The organism is Cyanobium sp. BA20m-14, assembly GCF_024346295.1.
In genome coordinates, this window is sequence record NZ_JAGQCR010000214.1 from 1 (window position 1) to 5,377 (window position 5,377).

A 5,377-nucleotide genomic window follows, 5' to 3' on the forward strand; every position below is an offset into this window, starting at 1 on the left:
GCCAGGCCAGGCACGAGCATCAGTGCCACGGCCAGAAACACCGAGACAGGCAGTGCTCCAGCAGCCATCAAGCCGCTGGTCTGCAGGATCTGCAAGAGCCTCTCTTTGCGTTCATCGGCTGTGCCGTTGAGCAACAGGTCGCGGTGCACCAGCAGTTGATCCACCGCGGTGATCGCTGCTGAATAGGCGCTGGCCTCCACGGCATTGCCGAGGGTGCGCTGCCAAAACTCAGGGGTCTGAGCTGCGGCGATCAGTCCATCGAGATGGTTGTCCGTGCTGGCCCGGAGTCGCTCCAGCCAGCTCATGTCGCTGGCGCCGCGGCTGATGTTGACCGAGCCGTCCTCCCAGATGCCATTGGCCGCATCGGCGGCCAGGTGGGGGGAGTTGAAACGGCTTTCGATGTGGGACCAGTGCTTGCCGAGGGCATCGCCCCCCTTGAGAAAGCCATCAACCGCTGCAGTGCCGTAGTGCTCCAGCTCCCCGGGCAGCTTGGCCAGCAGATCTGCTGCAGCCACGCCGTGGTTGGAGGCCGCAGATGTGATGCGGCTGATGAGCTGGGGGTCAACCCCGAAGTTGTTGAGCTCGCTGAGCGAGGCCGCAACCGTGCCGGCAGCCACCGCCAGGACCTTGGTGGTGCGATCCAGACCCTTTCGGACCTTGGCAGCGGCGGCGGCTCCTGCGGCCAGGCCGGCACCAGTAACAGCGGTGATATCTGCCATGGCCCAGGCACCAGGGTTTTCCATCCTGACGCGAACCGGCACGCCCACTGGCGTTGCTGGCCAGCAGTGGGATCGGCTGCTGGCAATAGGGAAAGCGAGCGCAGCCCGGACGGGGCGCCCGCAACACCACAGCCGTGATGGGTGATGTCCTTCTCCTTCTTTTTGACCCCTGCCCCTGCCTTGCCTTGGCAGACCTACCGCCAGCAGCAGCAACCCAACCAGGGCCAGTCTTCTCCGACGGTCAGGACTGATTAGATCTTTCACAAGCGTGGTTTGTTGAGGTGATTAACCGCATGGACAACCACGCCAAAAAGCCCTGAGCGATCAAAGACCTCCAGGTCCAATGGAATTGCTTTGGGACCCAAAGGACACTGACCTTGCTCATGCAGCCGGCGTGGAATGCGCACCAGCCGCACCCGATCGCGCAGGTGATGCTGCAGGGCACCTGAGATGCAGCGGCGCAGATAGGGCTCAGCTGGCTCACCTGCTTTGCAGCGCAGCACTGAACGAAGCAGGGCTTCTCTGGCCACCTGGATCAGATCCTCCCGCTCAACCAAAGGGAAGAAGCGGCGGGCTGCAGCTGAAGCAACGGCATCAGCCAGAGGCAGGTGCTGGAGCACCAGGGCATCACGGGCACGGAGGGCAGAGGGGGAAAGCGGGGCAGCCATCTGGGGACGGCAGAGAACCCCACCCCCAACAGACAGCCGCAGGGATGTGACAAGGACGCCCCACCGGGGCGCATGGCTAGATCCTTGACGCAGCGAGAGGACTGGAAGAGGGATTTAGGTGGGTGTTTGACGGCTCGTTGGCAACCAGCCCCAACGGCCCCGCTACGGTTGAGAGGTCCCAGCCACCCGGTTTTGCCGGCACGGCCTGTGGTTAATGACCTTCTGACCTTGCCTTTGGCACAACGGCTGGAGCTGGTCCAGACCCTCTGGGACTCGATCGCTGCCGAGCAGATCGGCCCTGAGCTCACAGACGCCGATAAACAGCTGATCGATCAGCGGTTGGAGAGCTTCTTGACAGACGGCGACACCGGCCTCGATGCCGATGCATTGCTCGCTGCCATAGAGCAGTCCCTCTGAGCATGGTGCTGCGGCTCCGCCCAGAAGCCCGGGACGATCTCTATGCGGCGGCCCGCTGGTACGAAGCCCAGGAAACTTGCCTCGGCCGGCAATTTCTTACAGAGGTGCGTCTGGCTTTTGAGCGCATCCGCTCCAACCCTGTGGCATATCCCATCGCTTACCGGGGAACGCGCCGTGCCCTGATCGGCCGTTTCCCCTACGGGGTCATCTACTTGCCAGTTGCCGAGCAGGGTTGCATCGTCGTACTGGCAGTACTGCATTGCGGCCAGGATCCCAATCTTTGGCGTCAGCGCTCAAGGGCCTAATCCCAGCTGAGCAAGAGGCGTGGATATGGAGAAACCGGTACAGGACCGCCGGTGCAGCAATCATCAGAGCTGTTTCCGAGGCAGGTTGCTCAGGGGTTCAACGCAGTAATACCGCCAAACCCCATCACTACAGGTGGCTGGATCGGCTTGAGCTGCTGCGCAGTGGCTTCTAGAAACGCCACCAGGATTGTGATCAGCAAGATGTAGTCGCGCAGAGCTTGGTCCAATGGACCATGGGCCGTTGGCGGCTGGGCTGATAGCACCGTCTCCAACGGCACCCAGAGGGGAGTAGCGCGGGCAAGCACGTAGACCTCCGCTAATCGAGAGCTGTGCACGGGGTCGGAAAGGGAGGCTGATTCAGCCGAGTGGGCAAAGGCGTTGCGCAGTTTGCGCAGGGCATTTAGAGCCCGCTCCACCGTCGCATCGATCAAGCCCAGCCGCCGGGCCAGGGCCACCTTGGCGCCCAGGGAGCCCAGCGGACGATCCGGCAGGAATAGTCCGTCGCCCTTGGCTGGAGCGGGCATCATCACCGCCTGCAGCAGATGCTCCAGAGCTGTGTCAACGCGGGCGACGCCCACGAGCACCGCACCGCGGCCGCGCTCCTCCAGCATCTGCAGAGCGATCTGCTGAGCGGCCTGGGCGACGGCAATAGTGCCTGAATCAGTGGCCATGGCGATCAGGCGGCGGCGGCGCGTTCACGCAGTTCTTCGTAGAGACCTGTCTGGCCCAGCAGGATCTCCTTCATGCCATCTCGAATGGTTGGCGAACCCAGGGCCTGGCTACTCATCGTTTGATGGGCATCTAGAGCGCTGATGATTGCGTCCATCAAGGCACTACCAAGATCGGGAGACGAGCCAAATTGTTCTTTGCTGTTGGCAGAGGCCTGCTGCTGCAGGGTGGGTGATTCCAGCAACTTGCTACGGATCACCGAGCGCACATAGATCACCTTGTCTTCGTCGCTGAGTTCGCCTGTAAATAGGTCGTTCAGCTTGTCGATGATTGCCGCTAGCAAGGCCTTCTCCTTGTCCTGTACGGAACCACCACCTGGGGCAAGACCTGGAAGTTGAACTACTTCTCCATGTTTAAGGTCAAGCTTTGATTGTCCCTTGTTCCTGAGCGTGTGGTGCGTCAGGACGACCTTGCTTAGGTCAACAGTTGGCACCTCTCGCTCGAACTCCAACAGCGGTAGCAGCCGCTTGTAGAACATGGCTCGCTTCTCCAAGCTGGTATTGCCGTAGTCGTAGATCTGCGACAGGAAGATATAGAAGCGCACGTAGGTGCCCATGTCGCTTCTGAACAGGGAGAGGGCGTCAAGTTCATCCTTAGCCTTATCAACCCCGTCAGGTTCGCCGGCATCTTCTGCATTGCGCTTAGCCAGGCGTGCTTCCCTGAAGGCGTGCATAAGCCTTTGGGCAATAGGCTCCAGTGCTCCGATCAGTTCACTCTGCTTGCTGTTAGGGGCGAGCAGTACCTTCACCACCCGATCAACCTCGAATTCGTCGTAGTGGTTCTGGCTATCTAGCTTGGCCTTGAGGCTAAGAATCAGATTTGGGTCTGTTGCTTCTGCCAGCTCAGCGGTCTGGTAGTAGGCCTTAAACGCATTCAGGATGTCGTTTGGCTCATTGGCAAAGTCCACGACATAGGTGGTTTCCTTGCCAGGAAAACAGCGGTTCAGGCGTGAGAGGGTTTGCACGGCCTGTATGCCAGATAGCCGGCGGTCCACGTACATGCCGCAGAGCAACGGCTGATCAAAGCCAGTCTGGAACTTATTGGCCACCAGCAGTATTTGGTAATCCTCGCCCTTGAATGCCTCACGGATGTCGCTTTTAAGGCCTGGGTTCAAGCTGCTGCTCTTCTCGTTGAAAGGATCAGGGCCTGACTCCTTGTCGTCAACGTCACCGCTAAAGGCCACCAGGGTGCCCAGTTGGTAGCCCTTTGCCTTGATGTACTTGTCGATGGCCAGCTTCCAGCGCACTGCCTCCTTCCTCGATCCCACCACAACCATCGCCTTAGCTTTGCCATCGAGCAGTGGCCAGACGAACTGACGGAAGTGCTCGACGATGATCTCGACCTTCTGGGCAATGTTGTGGGGGTGCAGCTTCACCCAGCCCATGAGCTTCTTCTTGGCTGCGCTCTGCTCCACTTCCTCATCCGCCAAACCCCGCCCGTCTTGAGCCAGACGGAAGGCCAATGAGTAGGAGATGTAGTTCTGCAGGACATCAAGGATGAACTCCTCTTCTATGGCCTGCCGCATGGAGTAGACGTGGAATGGCTCCGGCAGGTTCCCCTCTCCAGCTGGTTCATGGGGGTTGGGTCGCCGGCCGAACAGCTCCATGGTCTTGGCCTTTGGCGTGGCAGTGAAGGCGACGTAGGTAATGCCGTCTTCCTTCACCCGCTCCGCCATCTGGGCCGCCAGTACGTCCTCGATGGAGACTTCAGCGCCGTCGCTCTGGTCTGCAACGTCTGAGGCGCTGAGCACCTTCTTGAGCTTTTCGGCGGCCTGGCCGGTCTGGGAGCTGTGGGCCTCGTCGGCAATGACAGCAAACCGCTTGCCGCCCTTAAGCGTCATCTCCTGCATCTTGTTCATCAAGGCCGGGAAGGTCTGGATGGTGCAGACCACCACCTTCTTGTCCCCGCCTAGGGCCGCTGCCAGCTGGTCACTTTTTATGCCCTTGTCCGTTGTGATGGAAGCGACCACGCCCTTCTTGCGCTCAAACGATTCGAGGGCTTCCTGCAGCTGGGTGTCGATGACGTTTCTATCACTGACCACCAGCACCGAATCGAAGACCTTCCTGTCATCGGCGTCATGGAGCTCCGAAAAGAAGTGGGCGGTCCAGGCAATGGAGTTGGTCTTGCCAGAGCCGGCCGAGTGCTGAATCAGGTACTTCTGCCCTGGTCCTTCATTCCTCACTGCCTCTTGGAGCAGCCGGGTGACAACAAGCTGGTGGTAGCGAGGGAAGAGCACACGCGTGATCTGCTTCTTCTTGTTCCTCTCGGCAATGCAATAGCGGCCGAGGATTTCAAGCCAGCTCTCCCGCTCCCACACCTCCTGCCACAGGTAGTCGGTGGGGTAGCCGGGGCCATTAGGCACGGGGTTGCCCTTACCGCAGTTCTTGCCGCCGGGGTCACTGCCTTTGTTGAAGGGCAGGAACACGGTGGCCGGCCCTGCCAACTTCGTTGTCATGCGTACCTCCCGGCAGCTCACGGCGAAGTGCACCAGGGCACCGCTGGGGAAGCTCAGCAGGGGTTCAGGGTTTTTGCCAGCGAG

6 protein-coding genes are annotated in these 5,377 nt (G+C 60.3%); 2 read left to right on the forward strand and 4 right to left on the reverse strand.

What is annotated here, in order from left to right:
- Positions 1–719, reverse strand: a 719-nt coding sequence (locus tag KBZ07_RS15635) for a hypothetical protein (protein WP_254932474.1), incomplete at its 3' end; no start/stop codon positions are given.
- Between the two features lie 260 nt (positions 720–979).
- Positions 980–1,387 (reverse strand): sigma factor, encoded by a 408-nt coding sequence (locus KBZ07_RS15640; RefSeq protein WP_254932475.1) that lies wholly within the window; start codon positions 1,385–1,387, stop codon positions 980–982.
- A gap of 207 nt (positions 1,388–1,594) precedes the next feature.
- Here KBZ07_RS15640 and KBZ07_RS16395 point away from each other — a divergent pair, with 207 nt between their 5' ends.
- Together KBZ07_RS16395 and KBZ07_RS15650 are read left to right on the forward strand one after the other, a co-directional pair.
- Positions 1,595–1,804 (forward strand): addiction module protein, encoded by a 210-nt coding sequence (locus KBZ07_RS16395; protein WP_254932476.1) that lies wholly within the window; start codon positions 1,595–1,597, stop codon positions 1,802–1,804.
- Between the two features lie 2 nt (positions 1,805–1,806).
- Positions 1,807–2,109 carry a type II toxin-antitoxin system RelE/ParE family toxin gene (locus tag KBZ07_RS15650; protein ID WP_254932477.1) on the forward strand — a complete coding sequence of 101 codons (303 nt, stop codon included), beginning with the start codon at positions 1,807–1,809 and terminating at the stop codon, positions 2,107–2,109.
- Positions 2,110–2,198: 89 nt separating this feature from the next.
- Here the strand turns inward: KBZ07_RS15650 and KBZ07_RS15655 are convergent, their stop codons facing one another.
- Complete coding sequence (locus KBZ07_RS15655; protein ID WP_254932478.1) at positions 2,199–2,780, reverse strand: hypothetical protein; 582 nt, start codon at positions 2,778–2,780, stop codon at positions 2,199–2,201.
- Between the two features lie 5 nt (positions 2,781–2,785).
- Positions 2,786–5,263: a DEAD/DEAH box helicase family protein gene (locus KBZ07_RS15660; protein WP_254932479.1), complete on the reverse strand. Its 2,478-nt coding sequence runs from the start codon at positions 5,261–5,263 to the stop codon at positions 2,786–2,788.
- Positions 5,264–5,377: the final 114 nt, after the last annotated feature.